18 protein-coding genes are annotated in these 20,643 nt (G+C 72.7%); 9 read left to right on the top strand and 9 right to left on the bottom strand.

Annotated features, from left to right (window positions below; all coding sequences use genetic code 11):
* Both E1267_RS08695 and E1267_RS08690 read left to right on the top strand, forming a co-directional pair.
* A partial coding sequence (locus E1267_RS08695) for a hypothetical protein (protein ID WP_132331590.1) occupies nt 1–872 on the top strand: 872 nt, incomplete at its 5' end.
* On the top strand, nt 869–1,558 hold the full coding sequence (locus E1267_RS08690) for an aspartate/glutamate racemase family protein (protein WP_132331588.1): 690 nt from the start codon (nt 869–871) through the stop codon (nt 1,556–1,558). The genes E1267_RS08695 and E1267_RS08690, both read left to right, overlap by 4 nt.
* A 39-nt stretch (nt 1,559–1,597) precedes the next feature.
* Here E1267_RS08690 and E1267_RS08685 read toward each other — a convergent pair whose 3' ends face one another.
* From E1267_RS08685 to E1267_RS08665, 5 genes are read right to left on the bottom strand one after another with little or no spacing between them, the layout of a single operon-like run.
* A complete protein-coding gene (locus E1267_RS08685; RefSeq protein ID WP_132331586.1) occupies nt 1,598–2,554 on the bottom strand; it encodes a quinone oxidoreductase family protein in 957 nt (318 codons plus the stop codon).
* 55 nt (nt 2,555–2,609) lie between these two features.
* On the bottom strand, nt 2,610–2,969 hold the full coding sequence (locus tag E1267_RS08680; protein ID WP_132331584.1) for a hypothetical protein: 360 nt from the start codon (nt 2,967–2,969) through the stop codon (nt 2,610–2,612).
* On the bottom strand, nt 2,966–3,832 hold the full coding sequence (locus E1267_RS08675; RefSeq protein ID WP_132331581.1) for a DODA-type extradiol aromatic ring-opening family dioxygenase: 867 nt from the start codon (nt 3,830–3,832) through the stop codon (nt 2,966–2,968). The genes E1267_RS08680 and E1267_RS08675 overlap by 4 nt, the downstream gene beginning before the upstream one ends.
* Entirely contained in the window at nt 3,825–4,631 is an 807-nt protein-coding gene (locus E1267_RS08670; protein WP_132331579.1) for a citryl-CoA lyase, read from the bottom strand. The genes E1267_RS08675 and E1267_RS08670 overlap by 8 nt, the downstream gene beginning before the upstream one ends.
* Nucleotides 4,628–5,791 (bottom strand): CaiB/BaiF CoA transferase family protein, encoded by a 1,164-nt coding sequence (locus E1267_RS08665; RefSeq protein ID WP_132331577.1) that lies wholly within the window; start codon nt 5,789–5,791, stop codon nt 4,628–4,630. Before E1267_RS08665 ends, E1267_RS08670 begins: the two co-directional genes overlap by 4 nt.
* Nucleotides 5,792–5,949: 158 nt before the next feature.
* Here E1267_RS08665 and E1267_RS08660 point away from each other — a divergent pair, with 158 nt between their 5' ends.
* The 4 genes from E1267_RS08660 to E1267_RS08645 all read left to right on the top strand — a co-directional run bounded on the left by E1267_RS08660 (nt 5,950) and on the right by E1267_RS08645 (nt 12,972).
* Nucleotides 5,950–7,383: an amidohydrolase family protein gene (locus tag E1267_RS08660; RefSeq protein WP_132331575.1), complete on the top strand. Its 1,434-nt coding sequence runs from the start codon at nt 5,950–5,952 to the stop codon at nt 7,381–7,383.
* Between the two features lie 84 nt (nt 7,384–7,467).
* Nucleotides 7,468–8,268, top strand: coding sequence for an IclR family transcriptional regulator domain-containing protein (locus tag E1267_RS08655; RefSeq protein ID WP_132331573.1), 801 nt, complete (start codon nt 7,468–7,470; stop codon nt 8,266–8,268).
* A gap of 83 nt (nt 8,269–8,351) precedes the next feature.
* A complete protein-coding gene (locus E1267_RS08650) occupies nt 8,352–10,394 on the top strand; it encodes a M14 family metallopeptidase (RefSeq protein ID WP_132331571.1) in 2,043 nt (680 codons plus the stop codon).
* Nucleotides 10,395–10,410: 16 nt separating this feature from the next.
* Nucleotides 10,411–12,972 carry a M14 family zinc carboxypeptidase gene (locus E1267_RS08645; RefSeq protein ID WP_181957763.1) on the top strand — a complete coding sequence of 854 codons (2,562 nt, stop codon included), beginning with the start codon at nt 10,411–10,413 and terminating at the stop codon, nt 12,970–12,972.
* 193 nt (nt 12,973–13,165) lie between these two features.
* Here the strand turns inward: E1267_RS08645 and fusA are convergent, their stop codons facing one another.
* Entirely contained in the window at nt 13,166–15,181 is a 2,016-nt protein-coding gene (fusA, locus tag E1267_RS08640) for an elongation factor G (RefSeq protein ID WP_132331567.1), read from the bottom strand.
* A gap of 573 nt (nt 15,182–15,754) precedes the next feature.
* Between fusA and E1267_RS08635 the strand changes: the two genes are divergently transcribed.
* Complete coding sequence (locus E1267_RS08635) at nt 15,755–16,015, top strand: WGxxGxxG family protein (protein ID WP_132331565.1); 261 nt, start codon at nt 15,755–15,757, stop codon at nt 16,013–16,015.
* 412 nt (nt 16,016–16,427) lie between these two features.
* Nucleotides 16,428–17,465, top strand: coding sequence for an ABC transporter substrate-binding protein (locus tag E1267_RS08630; RefSeq protein ID WP_132331563.1), 1,038 nt, complete (start codon nt 16,428–16,430; stop codon nt 17,463–17,465).
* Here E1267_RS08630 and E1267_RS08625 read toward each other — a convergent pair.
* The 3 genes from E1267_RS08625 to E1267_RS08615 are packed head-to-tail and all read right to left on the bottom strand — an operon-like array spanning nt 17,458 to nt 19,292.
* Complete coding sequence (locus E1267_RS08625; RefSeq protein WP_132331561.1) at nt 17,458–17,940, bottom strand: metallophosphoesterase family protein; 483 nt, start codon at nt 17,938–17,940, stop codon at nt 17,458–17,460. The genes E1267_RS08630 and E1267_RS08625 overlap by 8 nt on opposite strands.
* Before the next feature lie 31 nt (nt 17,941–17,971).
* Nucleotides 17,972–18,706: an SRPBCC family protein gene (locus tag E1267_RS08620; protein ID WP_132331559.1), complete on the bottom strand. Its 735-nt coding sequence runs from the start codon at nt 18,704–18,706 to the stop codon at nt 17,972–17,974.
* 1 nt (nt 18,707) lies between these two features.
* Entirely contained in the window at nt 18,708–19,292 is a 585-nt protein-coding gene (locus E1267_RS08615) for an ArsR/SmtB family transcription factor (protein WP_181957762.1), read from the bottom strand.
* 269 nt (nt 19,293–19,561) lie between these two features.
* Here E1267_RS08615 and E1267_RS08610 point away from each other — a divergent pair, with 269 nt between their 5' ends.
* Nucleotides 19,562–20,440, top strand: a complete 879-nt coding sequence (locus E1267_RS08610; protein WP_132331557.1) for a UTP--glucose-1-phosphate uridylyltransferase — start codon at nt 19,562–19,564, stop codon at nt 20,438–20,440.
* The last annotated feature ends 203 nt before the right edge of the window (nt 20,441–20,643 follow it).

The raw sequence follows: 20,643 nt of genomic DNA, 5'->3' as shown, positions 1-20,643 counted from the left end.
CCCCCACGCTGGACCTGCTGGCCCGCCCCTCCGGCGGGTTCGCCATGGTCGCGATGGACCAGCGCGAGAGCCTCAGGCAGATGTTCGCCGCGGCCACGGGGCGACGTGTGGACGACGACACGCTGACAGGCTTCAAACTGTCGGTGGCGCGGGAGGCCGGGCCGCACGCCTCCGGGTTCCTGATCGACAAGGAGTACGGCTTCGGCCAGGTGGCCGCCGAGGGCATGGTGCCCGACGGGCTCATCATCGCCGTGGACAGTCTCCGGCAGGCGCCCGACGGCCCCGTCGAGGACACCTCGATCGACGGCACGATCGACCTGGCCGAGGCGCGGCGGGCCGGAGCGGTCGCGGCCAAGCTGCTGCTCATCTGGCGCGATGACGAACACCGGCAGCGCCGCCTGGAGACGGCCGCCGCGTTCGTCCGCCGGTGTGCCGAGGCGGGCGTGCTCTCCGTGCTCGAAGGGGTGGCCAGGCCCGTACAGGGCCGGGAGGCGGAGTTCGACGGGTCCGCCGCGATCCGGGAGGCCGCCGCGGAGCTCGCCGGGCTGCGGCCCAGCCTGTACAAGGCCCAGGTTCCGCTCGGTGGCGCCGCGCCCGAGGACCGGCTGGCCGAGGAGTGCGCCCGGCTCGACGAGGCGATCCCCGTCCCGTGGGTGGTGCTCTCCCAGGGCGTCGAACGGGACGACTTCCCCGCCGCGGTCCGGGCGGCCTGCCGGTCGGGCGCGTCGGGGATGCTGGCCGGGCGCGCGATCTGGAGCGACGTGGTCGGCTCCGAGGACACGGCCGCCGAGCTGCGTAGCCGTTCGGTGCCCCGGCTCCTGCGGCTGGCCTCCATCGTCGACACCTACGCCCGCCCGTGGAACGCCCGATGACCGCCCCGATCACTGGGCCGATCACTGGGCCGATCACTGGGCCGATCACTGGGCCGGCGATCGCCATGCTGCACACCGTGCCCGCGCTCGCCGCGCCGCTGGCCGTACTGGCCGCCGAGGTGCGGCCCAGCGCGCGGATCATGCACTTCGCCGACGAGAGCCTGCTCCAGGACACCATCGCCAACGACGGCCCGCCCCCGCACGTGCTGCGCCGGCTGGTCTCGTACGCGATGTACGCCAAGGAGTCGGGAGCCGGGACGCTGCTCGTCACCTGCAGCTCCATCGGCGAGGCCGCCGAACGGGCGCGCCCGCTGGCCGAGCTGCCGATCCTGCGTATCGACGAGCCGATGGCCGAGGAGGCGGTGCGAGCAGGCGACCGGATCGGCGTGCTGGCGACGCTCGCCACCACGCTCGGCCCGACCACCCGGCTGGTACGGCGCGCGGCCACCCGCCGCGAGGCGCCGCGGGAGATCGTTCCGCACCTGTGCGACGGCGCCTTCGAGGCGCTGCGCGGCGGCGACCCGGCCCGTCACGACGCCCTGGTCCTCGAAGGATTCGGCCGGCTCGCCCGGCAGGTGGACGTCGTGGTGCTCGCCCAGGCGTCGATGGCCGGGATCGTCACGCGGGCGGACGGGGGAGTGCCGGTGCTGTCCTCCCCCCGCTCCGGAGTCGCCCAGCTGGCCTGAACCACCCGCCGGCCCGAGCCGGTCAAAGGGCGGGTCCGTTCAGGTGGCGCTGAGGACGATGCGGCCCACGGCCTCGCCCGCCGTCTGGCGTTGCCAGGCTTCGGGAGCCTGTTCCAGCGGTACGGTTTCGTGCGCCACCGACAGCCGCCCCTCGGCCACCCGGCCGGCGATCAGGGCGATGGCGCCGGCCCGCTGTTCGCTGGTCAGCTCGTTGTTGGTGTAGCCGAGCACCCGCAGCGACCGGCTGCGCAGCGTGGCGGAGTCGAGCGGGGACGTCTCCGACGCCGACCCGCCGAGGTTGACGAGCCGGCCCCCGGGGCGCAGGGCGCGGGCCGCCGCCGCGGCCGGGACGCCGAAGAGCGGGTCGAGCACCAGGTCCAGCGGCCCTTCGCAGGCGGCGGTGAAGCGGGCGGCCAGCGCGTCCACGTCGTCGGTGTCCAGGGCGACGACGGCGTCCGCGCCCGCCTGCCCGGCCTGTTCGCGGGCCCGCGGTGAGCGGGCGGCTGCGACGACCCGGCGGGCGCCCGCGAGACGGGCGAGCTGGACGGCCGCCTGCCCCACCACGCCCCCGCCGGCCAGCACCAGCACCTGCTCGCCGGCGGCCAGCTCGCCGCGCCAGGTCAGCGCCATGTGCGCGGCCACGGCCGACAACCCCAGCGCGGCCACGGCGAATGGGTCGGCGCCGCCGGGCAGCTCCACGAGGTCCCCGGTGGGCACCGCCGCCAGTTCCGCCATGCTGCCGTCGCCTGGCGCCATCCCCGCCGACGTGGGGAACCACACGAGCCGCCCGCCCACGGTGCCGACACCCTGCACACCGGGCACGTAGGGGACGGCGGGCGTGCCGAAGTAGGAGGCCCCGCCCGCGCACAGCAGGTCCAGCGGGGTGATCGGGGCGGCGATGACCCCGACCTTCTTCGCTCCGGGAGCCGCCACGGGCGCGGGCCGCTCGGCCACCACCGGCGGCCGGCCGCACGTCTCGATCAGCACGGCCCGCATCACGACACCACCCCCGTGGCAGGGCCGCCCCGGGCGGAAAGGCAGGCGACCTCCGTCATGTGGCGATGTCCGGGTACGGCAGGCTCATGTGGGACAACCGCCGCGCGTACTCCTTCTGGAAGCCCAGCGGCGGATGGTCGCGCTCGAACATCGCGATGAACAACGTCAGCGTGAGGAACGGATGAGCCCCCAGCTCGAACAACTTCGGGTAGTCGTGGGCGGCCAGCGCCTCGCGTTCGACGTCGTCGAAGCGCAGCCACGTCGACGACTCGCCGGTGTGGCAGCCGAGGATGCGGTTGGCGTACTCGGCCTCCCACATCTCCACCGTGGCGCGCGGCTCCTCGCGGTAGCGCTCGACCAGCTCGGGGTCGCGGTCGACGGTGAAGAGGAACTTGTTCAGCAGGTATTTGCTCATGACCCGTCACCTCCGTTCGGGTACCAGGTGAAGTACGCCTCCATGGTGTGGAACAGGTCGTACGTATCCACATAGTCGGCTTTCTTCCCCTCGCCGGCCACTCCCATCATCAGCATGAAGTCCATGAAGCCGTGGGTGGCGTTGCCGGGCTCCCACAGGCTGTCGAGCGTGACCTCCGACAGGCAGCCTTCGAGGTCGCCGGTGGAGATCCATTCGACGGCCCTGCGGTCGAACTCGGGGTCGGGGCCGTGCGGCCCGAACTGGCGCGGCCCGCCAAGTTCGAGCGACAGGTGCCCGGTGCCGATGACGGCGACCCGCTGGCCGGAGGGCCACGACTCGACGAGCTCCCTGATGGTCCGGCCGAGCTGCACGAACCGTTTCGGCTGCGGCAGGGGAGGGGCGAAGATGTTGGTGTAGACGGGCACGATCGGCAGGTCGTTCTGCGGGCGCAGGGTGATGATCGGGCACGTGATCGAGTGGTCGATCCGCAGCTCGTTGGAGAAGGCCAGGTCGAAGCCCGCGTCGAGGCCTTCGCGCAGGATGTACGCCGACAGCTCCTCCTGCCCGCTGAACACCATCCTGGGCAGCCCGAACTCGCGTTCCTCGTTGTAGAAGTTCGCGTCGTAGAAGGGCGCCTTGCCGACGAGGAACTGCGGCATGTTGTCCAGCCACAGCTGGTGGAAGTGGTCGGAGCCGACCATGACCAGCACGTCGGGCCTGGCCCTGGTCAGAGTCTCGCGGAACGCCTCGACCTTGCGCACCCACTCGTCGGCGAAGGGCGGGCGGTCCTCACCCGTGGAGGTGCTGGCGCGGTAGTAGAAGGGGTGGTGGGTGGATGCGATGACCGCGACGAGTTCAGCCATGCGACTCTCCGTAGGGGTCGGGGGGCACGGACCGGTTGTTCAGGTCCACGGACAGGAAGATGTCGTTGGCCACGGGGTGCCGTAGTTCCTCGGCGAGCTGGCCGATCAGCCCGGCGGTCCTGGCCAGGAGGGCGAACCCGCGCAGCAGTTCCAGCGGCAGCCCGAGGTCGGCCAGCGCGGCGCCGCAGACACCGGCGCCGTTGAGCGGCAGCGTCCTGCCCAGCACGCGCGGGTGCACCCGGCCGACCGCGGCGAACAGCGACAGGTGCGGGCCGTACAGGCCCTCCTCTGCCGCGATCTCGAACAGCCGCGGCGTGCGGGGGTCGCCGTCCTTGTGCACGTGGTGGCCGAGGCCGGGCACGCGCCGCCCCGACTCACGCCAGGCCGTCACGGTCTCCAGCGCGAGCGCGTCCCAGCCGGCGTCGTCGGAGGGGAGGGGGTCGTGCTCCTTGAGCACGCCGGCGAGGAAACGCCCGCAGTCCTCGGTGACGCCGAGGAACCGCGAGCCGCCGCCGAGCAGCCCGGCGGCCAGCGCCCCCTGCACGGAGTCGGGCGCCGACAGGTACGTCAGCCGCGTCACGATGGCCGTCGGCGTGAACCCGTGGTCTGCCAGCGCGGCCAGCACCGCCTCGAACACCCGCACCTCGCCCCGCGACGGGCGGCGCTGCGTGGCCAGCCAGAAGGCCAGCTCGCCGAAGCCCACCTCGCCCATCACGTCGGCGGCGAGGTCGTGCCCGAGCAGCGTGATCGACGTGGGCGACGACGCCCCGAGAGCGGTGGGGTAGTCCCTGGGCGTCATGACCGCCGCTCCTCGGCGAGCCACGTGCGCAGCTCGGCGCCGTGCTCGTTCAGCTCGGGCGGCGGCAGCGCGTAGCCCGCGGGCGTCTCGGAGAACCGGATCGGATGCCGCGTCGTCGGCACCGCCCGCTCGCCCTCGCCCACCACGACGACCGGGTCGAGCCCGAACCGCTCCGCCGCGGCGAACCCGCCGTCGATCGTGTTGATCGGCCCGCAGGGCACACCGGCCTCCACGAGCAGGTCGAACCACTCGTCCGCGGAGCGCCGGGCGAGCCGCTCGACCAGGATCGGCCGCAGCTCCTCGCGGTTGGCCGTGCGGCTCGCGTTGCGGGCGAAGCGCGGGTCATCGGCCACCTCGGGGATGCCGAGCACCTCGCACAGCTTGCGGAACTGGCCGTCGTTGGCGGCCGCGACGATGAGGTCCTGGTCGGCCGTGGGCAGCGGTTCGTACGGGAACACGCTCGGGTGGGCGTTGCCCATCCGGTACGGGACCACGCCTCCGGCGACGTACGCCGAGCTCTGGTTGACCAGCCCGGTCAGCGCCGACGACATCAGGTTGACCTCGACGTGCTGGCCGCGCCCTGTGGCCTCGCGGTGGCGCAGCGCGGCCAGGATGCCGATGACGGCGTGGTTGCCGGCCATCACGTCGAACACGGAGATGCCGGCCCGGTAGGGCGGCCCGTCCGGCTCGCCGGTGAGGCTCATCAGCCCCGACATGGCCTGCACCATCAGATCGTAGCCGGGCACCCGTGCCCCGGCCCCTGAGCCGAAGCCGCTGATCGACGCGTACACGATGCCGGGGTTGGCGGCCAGCACGGCGTCGTAGCCGAGGCCGTACTTGTCCAGCCCGCCCGGCCGGAAGTTCTCCACCAGGACGTCTGCGCGTCCGGCCAGTTCCCTGGCGGCCTCGGCGTCGCCTTCGTCGCGCAGGTCGAGGGCGATGGAGCGTTTGCCGCGGTTGACCCCCAGGTAGTAGGTGGACGCCTCGCCCCTGGCGGGCGGGGTCCACGTGCGGGTGTCGTCCCCGCCGGGCCCTTCCACCTTGATGACGTCGGCTCCCATGTCCGCCAGCAACATCGTGGCGTAGGGCCCGGCCAGGACCCTGGAGAAGTCGGCGACCAGCACGCCGGACAGCGGCCCCCGCGGCTCGGTGTCAGTCATCGAGTCCCATCCTCGCGTCCGTTGAACGGACATATGTCCGCCCAGCCGATCCCAGCATCTAAAGGCTATGACGTCAAGCACCTTGACAGCCGGGCGAACGCTCATCACAGTGACGATGACCGTATAGCGGACAACTGTTCGCCAGCGAGGAGCGTGCCATGAACGACTTCGACTCCGGACGCCCCGTGGTGCTGCGCGGCGGCACGGTGCTGCCCATGGACGGGCGCCGGGTGCTGCCCGGCACGGACGTCCTCGTCACCGGGGACAGGATCGCCGCCGTCGGCCAGGACCTGCAGGCCCCGCAGGACGCCATCGAGATCGACGCCTCGGGCGGCATCGTCATGCCCGGCATGATCGACACCCACCGCCACATGTGGCAGACCGCGATGCGCGGCTACGGCGCCGACTGGACGCTCACCCAGTACTTCGTCTGGTTCTACCTGGAATACGGCAAGCTCTTCAGGCCCGAGGACGTGCACGCGGGCAACACCCTGGCCGCCGTCGAGGCCCTGGACGCCGGTGTCACCACCGTCGTCGACTGGTCGCACGGCCTGCAGACCGTCGACCACGCCGACGCCGCCGCCGACGCGCTGCAGTCCGTCCCCGGCCGGTACGTGCTCGCGTACGGCAACATCCAGCAGCCGCCCGCCGAGTGGACGGCCACCCCCGAGTTCCGCGACTTCGTCGCCCGGCGCGTCACCGGCGACGACCTGCTCGGCTTCCAGCTCGCCTTCGACGTGCTAGGCGACCCGTCGTTCCCGGAGAAGTCCGCCTTCGAGGTCGCCCGCGAACTCGGCGTGCCCGTCACCACGCACGCCGGCGTGTGGGGGGCCACCAGCGACGACGGCATCAAGCTGATGTACGAGCACGGCTTCATGACCCCCGAGACCATCTACGTGCACGCGGCCTCGCTGTCGGCCGACTCCTACCACCGCATCGCGGCCACCGGAGGCTCCATCTCGGTCTCCACGGAGAGCGAGCAGAGCGCCGGGCAGGGCTACCCGCCCACGTGGGCCATCCGCGCCCACGGCATCCCGGTGTCGCTGTCCATGGACACGAGCGTCTGGTGGAGCGGCGACCTGTTCTCGGCCATGCGCGCCACCCTCGGCGCCGACCGTTCACGCGAGCACCTGGAGGCTCACGCCAAGGGCGACACCGTCACGCACTGCGGCCTGCGCGCCGACGAGGTCGTCACCTGGGCCACCAGGGGCGGCGCCCGCGCGCTCGGCCGCGACGACCTCGGCACGGTCGAACCCGGCAAGAAGGCCGACCTGGTGCTCATCAAGAACGACGCGTCGCCGGTGTCGTTCCCGCTGCTCAACCCGTTCGGCCACGTCGCGTTCCAGGCGCAGCGCGGCGACGTGCACACCGTCCTGGTCGACGGCCGGGTGGTCAAGCACGAACATCGCCTCGTCGGCGTCGATCTGGCCGCGGCCCGCCGGCAGGTCGAGCGGACGGTCGAGCACCTGCGCTCCGCGATGGGCGACGAGGCATGGGAGAAGGGTATGAACCCTGACATCCCCGCCACAAAGATCCTCGACAACCCCTACACGTACACCGACTACCGCAGCGACTCCACGCACCGCCTGTGACCTGCCGCCGTGCGGACGGACGACCATGCCGACCAGGCCGACCGTCTAAAGTCGGAGCAGGCGGATCCGAACGAGAGGGCATCGATGGCACGCGGCGACACCGGACCTGACTTCATCGAGGCGCTGGCCCGCGGCCTCGATGTCATCAGGGCATTCCAGCCCGGGCGCCCGGTCATGTCCCTGACGGAGGTGGCGACGGCCGCCGGCCTGGCCAGGCCGACGGCCCGCCGCATCCTCCTCACCCTCCAGGAGCTCGGCTACGCCCGGCAGGAGGCGGGCGGGTTCGCCCTCACACCGCGGGTGCTGGAGCTGGGCGTCACCTACGTGCGCTCCATGGGGCTGTGGGAGGTCGCCAGGCCCCACCTGGAGCGGCTGGTCATGCAGACGCACGAGTCCTCCTCGATCGCCCAGCTCGACGGCTCCGACATCGTCTACGTCGCCAGGGTCGCCGTGCCGAAGATCGTCGCCCTGTCGGTGCAGATCGGCACCCGCTTCCCCGCACTGCAGACGTCCCTGGGCAAGGTGCTGCTCGCCGCGCTCTCACCCGCCGAGGTGGAGCGGGTCCTCACCGAGCCCAGCCGCTCCGGCATCGAGCCGCGCTGGCGGCCGGATCCGCAGGAGCGCGACGCGGTGCTGCGCGAGGTGCGGGCCAAGGGCTGGGCGATGACGGACGAGCAACTCGCCCTCGGCATCCGGTCGGTCGCCGCGCCGCTCAGAGACGGGCTCGGCAACGTCATCGCGGCCGTCAACGTCAACGCCCACGCCGCCGAGACCTCCATCGACAAGCTGACCGAGGTGCACCTGCCGCTGCTGCTGAAGGCGGCCGGCGCGATCAGCGCCGACTGGGCCGTCTACCAGGAGGTCCCTCACGTCACGGCCTCCTGAGCCACGCCGGGAGCGGTCTGGGTCTTGCCCGGCGGGTCAAGTCGTCCTTCAATGATCTCCATACGGCGATCCAGGAGGGGCCGATGCGCGCTGCACGGGCGTCCGCAGTCGTTCTGATGATGGTGCTCACGACGTTCGCCGCCGCCGGGCCGGCCGCCCCGGCCTCCTCAGCACTCGCCTCAGGGCCCACCGACCCCGAGCCGGCCTCGCTGGTCACGCTCGCCGTTCCCGACCAGGCCGCGTTCGACCGCCTGGTCGCCTCGGGCGCCGACCTCACAGAACGGGTACGCCCGCAGCCCGACGGCAGCATCCAGGTCGACGCCGTCGTCACTCCCGGCCAGCTCGACGGCCTGAGGTCGCTGGGCGCCACCCTCGCGCCCGGCGCCCCGCCGCAGGCCCGGCCCGGAACCACCGCGGGCAAGGACCAGATCGTCATCGAGCGGGCGGTCTGGTTCAGGTCACGCGGGGGCTACTTCCTGTCCGTCGAGGCGTCCAGCAACGTGGGGCAGGCGGCCACGCTCAGCGTGACGTGGAAGGGTGCGCGCGAATCCCATGGGCAGGCGCCCATGGTCGCGTACGTCGACGCGGGCGCGTACCTCGGCCACCAGCTCAGCGCCCCCGTCCCGGCGGACGGCAGGCCACGGTGGGTCACCGTCACCTCGGCCGGAGGCGGCAAGGCCGAGGCGCGGGTCAAGGAGTGGCCCGACGGCGAGCGGCCGGACCGCGAGGGCCACGGGTACCAACGCGACTTCGTCACCCAGTACATGACGCCCGCGCAGCTCGACGAGCGGGTCAAGAGCCTGCACCGGCGCTACCCGAGGCTCACGGAGATCATCACGCTGCCGTACCGGACCAACGGCTACCGGCGTCAGGCCCAGGCCCTCATCGGCGCTCCGCCCGCGGCGGCCGTCGTGGTCACCTCCGCCGCCTACGGCTCGGAAGGCGGCAACGACCTGTCGGTCGAGCTGGCCGCCCCCGGTGCCCCGGACCGGCCGCTGCGGGTGAACGTGGACGGCAAGCTCGTCACCGTCAGCCTGGCCACCGACGGCTCCGGCACGCCGGTCAGCACCGCCGCCCAGGTCGCCGCCGCGATCAACACCACGGAGGGCGCCGGCCTCACCGCCACGACCTACCGCGACGACGCCGGAAGCGGGGTCATGGCGCCCGCGCCGCCCGCTCGGCTCAGCGACTTCCTCCAGGCGCCCGCCGACGTCTCCCGCGAGCCGGCGCGCGTGCTGGCGCTGCGCATCGGCGCGCACCGCGACGGCTCGCGCACCGGCGTGCTCGCCTACGCCCAGGAGCACGCCAGGGAATGGGTGACGCCCCTGGTCACCATCGAGGCGGCCGAGCGGCTGCTGCGCAACCACGCCCGCGACAAGGCGACCCGCCGGCTGCTGGAGCGCACCGACGTCTTCATCGTGCCGACCGTCAACCCCGACGGCGCCAACTACAGCTTCTACGACTTCAACGCCCAGCGTAAGAACATGACCAACCACTGCCCCGCCGCGCAGTCCGACCCGGCCTCGCGCAACACCTGGGGCGTGGACGTCAACCGCAACTACGCCGTCGGCTCGCTGCACGACGGTTACTTCGGCGCCTCGGCCAACTGCCAGAGCGGCACGTACGCGGGACCGGCCGAGCACTCCGAGCCGGAGAGCCGCAACGTGATCTGGCTGGCGCGGACGTACCCCAACATCAGGTTCGCCCTGAACGTCCACAGCTACGGCGGCTACTTCATGTGGCCGCCCGGCGCCTACAAGCTCGACGGCCGCGTCACCCTCCCCAGGCCGTCGGAGCAGGACCTGGCGTACTTCCTGCGCTCGGCCCGCACGATCGAGGAGGCCATCGCCGCCGAACGCGGCACGGTCACCTGGCCGCAGCAGACGGGTCCCGTGACCGACGTGCTGTACTCGGCGGCCGGCAACTCCGCCGACGAGCTCTGGTACGACCACGGCGTCTACGGATGGGACTTCGAGGTCGGCGCCGACCTGTGGAACCCCGGGACGCGCAGGTGGGAGGGCGTGGGCTTCCAGCCGCCGTTCAGCGAGGGGCACGCCGAGGCGATGGAGTTCGCCTCCGGGCTCATCGCGCTCGTCGGGGTGGCCGCCGACTACCGGGAACGCTGAGCCTCTGGAGGTCGCGTTGCGCTTCGCCACCGCTGTCCTGGGAGTGGCCGTCTCGGCGGCGCTCCTCGCCGTCCCGCGGACCGGGACCGCCGAACCGGCCGAGCCGCCGCCCGCCGCCGTGCGCGACTTCGGCAACGGCCCCGAACGGAACGAGGTCGCAGCCGGCCTGCCCGAGCGGCCCGGCACGTCGCGCGCCGGGGCCGGTACGGACCAGCCGTACGGGCTGTCCCGCGACCGCGGATACCCCCGGCGGACACGGTTGCCCGTGCCCGCGGAGAACCCCGCCGACGCCTCCGTCAAGCTGGGCCTGGTGCCCTACCACGGCATCGCGCCCAGGCTCAACGACCTGCAGTGGCGCGGCGACCGGGTGAGCGCCGAGATCATCGGCCGCTCGGCCGCGGGCCGCGACCTCTACCTCGTGACCGTCACCGCCCCCGAGAGCGCCGCCGAAGCCCGCGAGCAGGCCCGCATCCGCGACCGCATCGAGGAGCACCCGGCCGCCGCCGCCCGCGACAGGAAGCTGGCCGGGCGCTACAAGGCGCCGCTGTTCGTCAACGCCAACATCCACGGCAACGAGTGGGAGGGCACCGACGCCGCCCTGCGCACCATCGAGGAGCTCGCCACCAGCCGCGATCCGGAGACCGCCCGGCTGCTCGCCACGACCAGGCTGTACTTCAACGTCACCGCCAACCCCGACGGGCGCGTCGCCGGCGTGCGCCCCAACAGCGCCGGGTTCGACCTCAACCGCGACTTCGTCACCGCCTCACAACCCGAGGTGCGGGCGATGCGCCAGGTGATGATCGACACCCAGCCGGTCGCCATGATCGACCTGCACGGCTACGTCAACGGCACGCTCATCGAGCCCACCACCCCGCCGCACGGCGCCAACTACGAGTACGACCTGTTCATCACCCACACCTACGCCAACGGGCTCGGCATGGAAGCCGCGGTCAACGCGCTCGGCTACACCGTGGAGAAGGACGGCGTGCACCCCGCGCAGATCCCGTTCCGCGACTCCGCCGAGGGCTGGGACGACTGGCCGCCGATCTTCACCCCGCAGTACGCCCCGTTCCACGGCGCGGTCGCCGCGCACACCGTCGAGATCCCGCTCAGGGTCAACGGCTCCGACTACACCCAGCAGCCGGTCGAGGAACTGCGCCGCCGCTCGGCGATCAACACCGACGTGGCCGCCGCCGCCATCCGTGCCACGTACGGGTTCGTGCGGGCCGGGCACGACCAGCTGATCGCCGGGCAGATCGAGGTGTTCCGCCGGGGCGCGGCAGGCGAGCCGTCCAGGGCCGTGCCGCTCGGCATCGTGCCCGGCTTCGGTCCCGAGGACGTCTACACCACCACCTTCCCCCGGGCGTACGTCATCACCGGCGAGCGCTCCGCTCCCGCGGCCGCGCGCCTCGTCGACCACCTGATCGCGAACGACGTGCGGGTCGGGCGGGCCAGGCACGTGTTCAGGGCGGACGGCACGACCTACCCGGCCGGCTCCTACGTCGTGGACATGCGCCAGCCCAAACGCGGCCTGGCCAACGTGATGCTGGAGGCGGGCGCCGACATCTCGGACCGGGTGGACGCCATGTACGACATATCCGGCTGGAGCCACGCCCTGCTGTGGGGCGCCCGCGTGGACGGCGTCACCTCCCTGCGCGTGCGCGCCGACCCGGTCCAGGCCGCCGCGCCGACCGGCTCGCTGCCGCGTACACGCGGGCCGCTCGCCCTCCAGGTGAGCGACGCGAAGGACGTCATGGCGCTGAACGACCTGCTCGCCCGCGGCGTCTCCGTCACCTGGGGAGGCGACGGCACCGCGATCGTGCCCGCCGCCGCAAGACAGGCCGCGACCACGGTGTCCGATCGCTACGGCGTGCGCTTCGCCCGCGCCACGTCCACGCACGGCACGCCCCTGCCGCGGGTGCGGATCGCCGCCGCCGCGTCCGCCGACGAGCTGTTCACCCTGCGCGAGCTCGGCTTCGACGTCACCCCCGTCTCCACCGCCGTGCTCAACGAGGGCTTCGACTGGAGCGGGATCGACGTGTTGTTCGTCTCCAGCGGGCTGAACCACCAGGCGCTCGACGCCGAGGCCAGAACGGCGCTCGACGCGTTCCTCGCCACCGGCGGCGTGGTCGCCAGGGGCGGCACGGGCGCGGCCTTCAACGCCGCCGCCGGGCTCCTCACCGCGACCGCGGTGGCCGGCCGCGGCGACGCCAACGGGGTCGTGCGCACCGTCTCCTCCGGCGGCCCCGCCGGCGCCGGGTGGGCCGGGCACGCGTTCGTGTACTCGCCGCGCTGGTTCACCGCGCTCGGGGCCGAGGTCACGGCCGAGCAGTCGTACGCCGCCGACGGGCCGCTCGTCTCCGGCCACTGGCGGCCCGGCCCCGACGGCGCCGGCGGCCAGGACGCGGCGCGAGGCCAGGCGGCCGTGATCAGCGGCAGGGACGAACGGGGGGCGGCCGTGGTGCTCTTCGGCACCGAGCCGTTGTTCCGCAACCACCCGAAGGGGCAGTTCCCGCAGGTGGCCAGGGCACTGTACTGGTCGGCCGCGGTCACGGGCTCCACCCTGACGACCCCGTGACCGCGCCGTCACGGTGTCCGCGCCGGCCGTCCCTGGCCTGGCCGCCACGGGGACACGTGCGGCCCCGCCCCCGCGACGGGGCCGCACGCGCGCACCACCCGGCGAGCGGCGCCCGATGCGCCGGCCGGGTCCGGCCCTTACAGACCGGTTCCTGCGGGCCGGTTCCTGCGGGCCGGTTCCTACGGGCCGGTTCCTACGGGGCCGGGGCGTAGCCGGCCGGGCGGGCGGTGAAGGTGCCCCTGCCCTGGGTGCGGCTGCGCAGCCGGGTCGCGTAGCCGAACACCTCGGCCAGCGGCACGATCGCGGTGATCACAACCGTGCCCGACCGCGTCGTCGAGCCGGAGATCCGCCCGCGCCGGGCCGCGAGGTCGCCCAGCACCCCGCCGGCCGCGTCGTCCGGCACCGTGACCGTCACCTCGGCCACCGGCTCCAGCAGCGCCATCGTGCCGGCTCGCAGCGCCTCGCGCAGCGCCAGCCGGCCGGCCGTGCGGAAGGCGAGCTCCGAGGAGTCCTTCGTGTGGGTGGCGCCGTCGGTCAGCCTCACCCGCACGCCCGTCACCGGATGCCCGCCGAGCGGCCCGTCGGCCAGGGCGTCCCGGCAGCCGGCCTCGACCGCGCGCACGTACTCGCGCGGCACCCGCCCGCCTGTGACGGTCGAGGAGAAGGCGAAGTCGCCCTCGGCCAGCGGCTCCACGTCGATCACGACGTGGGCGTACTGTCCTGCGCCGCCGTCCTGCTTGACGTGCCGGTACAGCAGGCCGGACACGCCGCGTACGAGGGTCTCCCTGAGCGCGACCTGCGGCCGGCCGACGCCGACGGCCAGCCCGTGGTCGCGGCGGACCTTCTCCACCGCCACCTCCAGGTGCAGCTCGCCCATCCCCGACAGCAGCGTCTGCCCGGTCTCGGCGTCGGTACGGACCGTCAGCGACGGATCCTCCTCGGCCAGCCGCGCCAGCGCCGAGCCCAGCCGGTCGGCGTCGGTGCTCCTGCGGGCCTCGACCGCCACCGACACCACGGGGTCGGCCGCGCCCGGTGGCTCCAGCACCAGGGGCGAGCCCGGCGCGCACAGGGTCGTCCCCGTCCGGGCCGTCTTCGGCCCGACGACGGCGGCGATGTCCCCGGCCACCGCACGCTCCACCTCGGTGCGCCGGTCGGCCTGCACGCGCAGGATGCGGCTGATCCGCTCGGTACGGCCCGTGCCGGCGTCCAGCACCGTGTCCCCCTTCCGGATCGTGCCCGAGTACATCCGCACGTAGGTCAGCCGCCCGGTGGCGGTCGCGTTCACCTTGAACACCAGCGCCACCGGCGGCGCGGCCGGATCCGCCGGGCGTTCTTCGCCGTCCTGCCCGCGCACGGCCGGGACGTCCAGCGGCGAGGGCAGGTACGCCACCACCGCGTCGAGCAGCGGCTCCACCCCGCGGTCCCGGTACGCCGAGCCGCACAGCACGACCAGGCCCGCGCCGGTGCGGGTCAGGTCGCGCAGCGCCGCCGCCAGCGTGCCGTCGGAGATCGACGTGCCCGAGCAGAACTCCTCCAGCGCCTGCGCGTGCAACTCGGCGACCGACTCCTCCAGCAGCCGGCGCCGCCGCAGCGCCTCCTCGCGCAGTCCCTCCGGCACCTCGCCCACCTCGTACGCGCCGCCTGTCCACACCAGCGACCGCATCCGAACCAGGTCGACGACGCCGGAGAAGCCGTCCTCGCGCCCGATCGGCAGCTGCGCCACGAGCGGCGCGGGATGCAGCCGCCGGCGGATCGACTCGACCGCGGCGTCCAGGTCGGCGCCCGCCCGGTCGAGCTTGTTGACGAACGCGATCCGCGGCACGCCGTACCGGTCGGCCAGCCGCCACACGGACTCGCTCTGCGGTTCGACGCCCGCGACGCCGTCGAACACCGCGATCGCGCCGTCGAGCACCCGCAGCGAGCGTTCCACCTCGTCGGAGAAGTCGACGTGGCCGGGGGTGTCGATGAGGTTGATCCGGTGCCCGTCCCAGTCGCAGCTCACCGCCGCGGCGAAGATCGTGATGCCGCGGTCGCGCTCCTGGGGGTCGAAGTCGGTGACGGTGGTGCCGTCGTGCACCTCGCCGCGCTTGTACGTGGCGCCGGCGAGGAACAGCATCCGCTCGGTGACGGTGGTCTTGCCGGCGTCGACGTGGGCGAGGATGCCGAGATTGCGAACGGTCGTGAGAGAGGTGGAAAGGTGAGCACGCACAGTCGATGACCCTTTCGGGGCGTCGTCGAACAGGACAGCGCGATCTCCCGGACGAAGCACGGCCGGAGGAGCCCGGTCCGTTTGAGAATCCCGGCGCGGGATCAGGCCCGCGAGGGTGGCGAGGTCGCTTCGTCAGGGCGTCCGATGGCGGCCGCGCAGCCGGCATCGGGACGACGAAGACACCAGGATCACCTCGTGCCGCGACGGAGGGACGACGGCAGCGGTGCTGTGGTGGCGCACGGCCGGCTCCTTTCCCTCATCGATGCGGTACGGCGTTCGATGGGGGGAGTGTAACGACACGCCGGTGACGGAGGAAACCGGATTTCCCGGCACGCCCGCGGGGACCGGCTGCCGGAGGACCGAAGGGCGGCGGGCCCGGATCGCCGCGCCCGTCGTACGAGCGGGCGTGCCTCGGCCCCGCCCGGCGGGAGAAGGCGTTTGAGGCGGGCGTGACGATGGTAGAGGCCATCTAGCAGGGGAAATGGAGATCGCCCCGCTATCGGTAGCCTTCCGGGGGGAAGGCGTGATAGGCGGTCTCCGCGGTTGTGAGACCGCCGGATCGGGGGAAACCCAATGCGTAAGACGCTCACCGGGCTGGGCCTGGCGTTCTTCTTGACGCTCGTCCCGGCCGCCGCGGCGACGGCCGACACACCGGTCGACACCGTCGCGCAGAGCCAGGTCACACCCGCGCCACAGCAAGAGAGGGACGGAGGCGGTAACGCCGGCCTGTGGGGCCTGTTGGGTCTGCTGGGCCTGCTGGGTCTGGCCGGCATGCGTAAACAGCGCCACGTCGGCACCTCGGAACACGTCTCCGACCGCGGGATGCGCCCATAGGCCGTCCCCGCCCGGCGATCGTGCCGGGATGAGATCGCAGCGGCACGGCCGCCGCGCCGCGGCCGTGCCGACGCGGCTCCCTCAGAGCAGAGCGCCCGCCCGTCGCCGGCGGCGCTCACGCGGGGCGAGCAGTGGCGGCAGGCCCAGCCGCACACCTCCGACGGAAGTCTGTACGCGTGCGGCGAGGTCAGGCGGGGACGTTGGCCGGCGCCCCGCCCCAGTGCCGGATCTCCACCGTCCCCGCCAGTTCCGCGGCCCGCAGGGCCCGTCGCCCGGTACGGCGGCGCCAGCAGCCGCCGTGCCTCCTCCGCCGTCCCGGCGTGCAGGACCTTCAGCCCGGACTTTTCGGTTAGGTAAGGCTAATCTAATATATCGTCCATCAGGGCGAAGATTGCCGCGACGAGGAGATTCCATGGCCACTGTCCCGCGACGCATCCTGGCCGCCGTCGGCGCCGCCACACTGCTCGGCGTCAGCGCGTGCGGCGGGACCGCCCCGCCGTCAGCCGCGGCGCCCTCCGCGCCCTCCGCGCCTTCCGCGTCCGGTCAGGGGCCGTGGACCTGGACCGACGACCGGGGCAAACACATCTCCCTCCCCGCGCGGCCCCGGCGCGTCGTCGCCCAGTCGGGCGCGGCGGCGGCGCTGTGGGACTTCGGCGTGCGGCCCGTCGCGGTGTTCGGCCCGCACCGGCTGAAGGGCGGCGGTCGCGACCCCGAGGTGGGCGAGGTCGACATCTCCACGGTCGAGTCGATCGGCAATGTGTGGGGCGAGTTCAACATCGAGAAGTACGCCTCGCTGCGGCCCGACCTCCTGGTGGACGGCATGTACCAGAAGGACACCCTCTGGTACGTCCCCGAGGAGTCGGTCAAGGTGGTCGACCAGATCGCCCCCACGGTCGGCGTGCAGCTCAGCGGCAAGCCCCTGCCGGAGATCATCGAGACGTACGGCAGGCTGGCCGCCGCCCTCGGCGCCGATCCGGAGGCCGCCCCCGTGGCAGAGGCCAAGAAGCGTTTCGACGCGGCCGGTGAAGCGCTGAGAACGCTCGCCGCCGCCAGGCCGGACCTGAAGGTGATGATCGTCACAGGCACCCCGGACAACCTGTACGTCGCCTACCTGCCCGACCACCCCGACATCAAGTACTGGGGCGAGCTGGGCCTGAACATCGTCTCACCGGACCGGCCCACGGAGAGCGAGGGCGGCTTCTGGGAGGTGCTGAGCTGGGAGAACGCCGACAAGTACGACGCCGACGTGATCCTGGTGGACGCCCGCGCCCAGTCGATGAAGGTCGACGAGATGGCCGGGAAGCCCACCTGGGCCAAGCTGCCCGCGGTCAAGGCCGGCCAGCTCTACCCGTGGCACGCGGCCGAACGCTACAGCCACCTCGGCTACGCCAAGGTCATGGAGGAGCTCAAGGCCAACCTCGACAAGTCGCGCGACGACGTCGTCAGGTGACGGGCACGATCTCGGCCCTGGTGAGCGTGCCGTCCTCGATGGTGAGCAAGCCGAGCGTGCCGTGCGGCTGGCGGCGGCGGTCGGTGGGGGAGCCGGGATTGAAGATGCGCAGGTCGCCGTCCGACTCGTCGAGCGGGATGTGCGAGTGACCGAACACGACCAGGTCCGCGCGCGGGAAGCGGCGACGCATGCGGGGCAGGCGGCCCTTGGCCGGGCCGCTGTCGTGAATCATGCCGATGCGCAGGCCGTCCAGGGTCAGCTCCAGGGTCGCCGGCGCGTCGAGGTCGGGGCCGTCGTTGTTGCCCTTCACCACGTGCACGGGGGCGTAGGCGGCCAGTTCGTCGATGACCGAGGGGACGCAGACGTCTCCCGCGTGCAGGATCACGTCCGCGCCGCGTACGTGCTCGGCGACGCGGGGCGGGCAGGAGCGCCAGCGCCTGGGCGCGTGCGTATCGGACAGCGCGACGACTTTCATGCCCGCCTTCATGCCCCGGTCGCCGTGAGCCTCACGTCTCCTGCGCGTACGGTTCGCCCAGCCACGCCCGCCAGCGTTCGCCCTCGCCTTCGCCCGCGCCCGCGTCGTCGAAGAGCAGGTGGGCGGCGATCATGGGACCGTGGAAACCCTGGAGGAACCGGTAGATCGCATGGTCTGCCCGGATTCCGAGGGTCTGGGAGTTGCGGAAGTACACCACCCCTTCGACCGGCCCGGGGCCGAACCGCACGCGGTCGCCGGGGGACGGCGGGCCGCCGAGAGCGGTGTGCAGGAGCTCCCAGGCGCGCGGCCAGTCGCCGACCGGCGGCCCGAACTCCGTGACCGGCGTCGCCGCCCGTCCCGCGAAGTGGCCGAGACGTTCGACCAGCGTCGCGAAGTACATCTCCATGCCTCTGGACATGGCCTCGAACTCGTCCTGCCAGTCGTCGCCGGGCAGGAACCCGCTGGTCACCAGGCGGACGTGCGTGCTGCCCCGGCCGCGCCCCTCGATGAGGAACTCGTAGGCGACGAAGCGGCCGTCCTCGCCCCTGGTGCTGCCGTGGGCGAAGCGCTTGCCGGGCTCGGCGGCCGTCACCGTGGACTCCGGCAGCGCGAAGCCGCCGAAGGCCGTGCGGACCACCCCGCCGGTCACCTCGGTGCGGCCCATGAACCACGAATCCATGCCCGGACCCGTCGAGATGGCCTCCCACACCTCTCCGGGGTCCGCCTCGACCAGCGCCTCCTGGGGCAGCTCGAACTCGTGCCCCACGTCACTGCTCCTTCACGGCGGGGTGCACGGCCACGACCAGCCTGTGATCACGCCCCCCCGCTGCGGACTCGTCATGATATTTGCTGACCAGCGACGTCACACACTGCGTCAGCTCCTCCGCGAACGCCGCCCGGTCGGCCGCCGACGCGAAACGCACCTGCCCGTCGATGGCGAACGTCGCCACCCGCTTGCGCGCCTGGGCCGCCCCGTTGATCAGCGCGCCGACATCGCGTACGAGCTGCGCCGCCAGCGCCAGCAGCCACCGCGCGGAGAGCCGGTCGGGCGACCGGCCGGGGTCGGGCTGCATGGAGGCCAGCGCGGTCGGCGAGATCACGAAGGACGCCGCGGTGGCCTGCATCACCCGCTCGGTGACGTTGCCCTTCCTGCGCTCCTCGACGAGCTCCACCAAGCCGTGTTTCTCCAGCGTGCGCAGGTGGTAGTTGACCTTCTGCCGGGCCAGGCCCACCCTGGCGGCCAGCGATGTGGCAGAGCCGGGCTCCACCAGCTCGGCCAGCAGCTTCGAGCGCATGGGGTCCAGGGACGCCTCGGCCGCCGCGGGGTCTTCGATCACCGCCACTTCGTCCATGGACGAACCATGTCACCGACAAAAAACTTTGTCAAACGGCCGGGTAGGCTCGGCCCCGTGCGCGTACCGGATCTCCATCCGATCGCAGCCCGGCCGGCGAGCTGCTCGCCTCGGTGGGGCAGACCCCGAGGAGATCGGCCGCACCATCGACGCGGCGGCGCGGCTGGCCGCGGACGTACCGGCCGCCTGCGGCGCGTGACCCACGTCACGGCCTCGATCCCCGGCTGGCGGGCAGATAATGTCGGGTCCGCGATCAAGGGAGAACACACGTGGTCCGCAGAGCCGTGATTCCGGTGGCCGGTCTGGGCAGCCGCCTGCTGCCGCTGACCCGGGCGCTTCCCAAGGAGATGCTGCCGATCGGCGACAAACCGGTCATCGAGCACACCATCAGGGAACTCGTGGACTCGGGCATCGACGACATCATCATCGTCACGTCGGGCCGCAAGAGCCTCATCCAGCAGCATTTCGCTCCCGATCCCGATCTCGAACTGCAACTGCGCGCCACGGGCAAACACGATCTGGCCGACGCGGTCGGCGAGGTGTCGTCCCTGGCCCACATCACGTACCTCCACCAGAACGGCCCCTACGGCAACGGCACCCCGGTATTGAACGCCGCCAGGGTCATCGGCGACGAGCCGTTCATGGTGTTGTGGGCCGACGACGTCTTCGTGGCGGAGGTGCCACGGGCGCGGCAGCTGAAGGCCGCGTACGAGGCTACGCGCGCCCCGGTCCTGGCGCTGATGCCGATGGAGCTCGAGGACGCCTCCCGCTACGGCGTCCCCATCGTGAAGGAGGATCTCGGAGACGGCCGGCTCCTGATCTCGGGGCTCGTGGAGAAGCCGGCCCCTGACGAGGCTCCCTCCCGCTACGCCGCGATCGGCGGATACGTCGTCACGCCGGGGGTCATCGACGAGCTGGAGGCCAGGACGCGGGCGTGGCACCGGCACCCTAAGGGCGAGATCTACCTCACCGGCGCCCTGCACGACCACGCGCGGACGCACCCCGTGTACGGGCAGGTCATCGACGGCACCTGGTGGGACACGGGATCGCCGCTCAACTATCTGAAAGCCCAGTTCGCCGCCGCCCTCGCGCACCCGGCCTACGGCCCCGAACTGCGTGCACTCGCCCAGGACGGCGGCGCCCCCTAGGTCGCCCGCTCTGGCCTTCGAGGCGATGGGCGGGCGCCGGGTTCATCCTGCCGGCCGCCGAGGCGTCCATCGGGCTCAGGCTCGACGGTGCCACCCGCACCCACGTGCGCGAGGGCCCTGTGGAGCGAGCGCACCCGGGTCAAGACGTACGCCCCGCACTGGTGGCCGCGCTGCTCGGGGGGGACATCCGCTACCTGAAGCGG

It is taken from the genome of Nonomuraea longispora, assembly GCF_004348345.1.
GTDB lineage: Bacteria > Actinomycetota > Actinomycetes > Streptosporangiales > Streptosporangiaceae > Nonomuraea > Nonomuraea longispora.
Note: the sequence above shows the minus strand (reverse complement) of the source record. Positions and strands in the feature narration are given on the sequence as shown.

Coding starts and splice junctions, on each gene's coding strand:
- E1267_RS08685 (WP_132331586.1), bottom strand. CDS start 2,554: ATGCGGGCCGTGCTGATCGAGACGTGCGGCCGGCCGCCGGTGGTGGCC.
- E1267_RS08625 (WP_132331561.1), bottom strand. CDS start 17,940: ATGAAAGTCGTCGCGCTGTCCGATACGCACGCGCCCAGGCGCTGGCGC.
- E1267_RS08690 (WP_132331588.1), top strand. CDS start 869: ATGACCGCCCCGATCACTGGGCCGATCACTGGGCCGATCACTGGGCCG.
- E1267_RS08615 (WP_181957762.1), bottom strand. CDS start 19,292: ATGGACGAAGTGGCGGTGATCGAAGACCCCGCGGCGGCCGAGGCGTCC.
- E1267_RS08635 (WP_132331565.1), top strand. CDS start 15,755: ATGCGTAAGACGCTCACCGGGCTGGGCCTGGCGTTCTTCTTGACGCTC.
- E1267_RS08630 (WP_132331563.1), top strand. CDS start 16,428: ATGGCCACTGTCCCGCGACGCATCCTGGCCGCCGTCGGCGCCGCCACA.
- E1267_RS08675 (WP_132331581.1), bottom strand. CDS start 3,832: ATGGCTGAACTCGTCGCGGTCATCGCATCCACCCACCACCCCTTCTAC.
- E1267_RS08670 (WP_132331579.1), bottom strand. CDS start 4,631: ATGACGCCCAGGGACTACCCCACCGCTCTCGGGGCGTCGTCGCCCACG.
- E1267_RS08655 (WP_132331573.1), top strand. CDS start 7,468: ATGGCACGCGGCGACACCGGACCTGACTTCATCGAGGCGCTGGCCCGC.
- E1267_RS08680 (WP_132331584.1), bottom strand. CDS start 2,969: ATGAGCAAATACCTGCTGAACAAGTTCCTCTTCACCGTCGACCGCGAC.
- E1267_RS08665 (WP_132331577.1), bottom strand. CDS start 5,791: ATGACTGACACCGAGCCGCGGGGGCCGCTGTCCGGCGTGCTGGTCGCC.
- E1267_RS08660 (WP_132331575.1), top strand. CDS start 5,950: ATGAACGACTTCGACTCCGGACGCCCCGTGGTGCTGCGCGGCGGCACG.
- E1267_RS08650 (WP_132331571.1), top strand. CDS start 8,352: ATGCGCGCTGCACGGGCGTCCGCAGTCGTTCTGATGATGGTGCTCACG.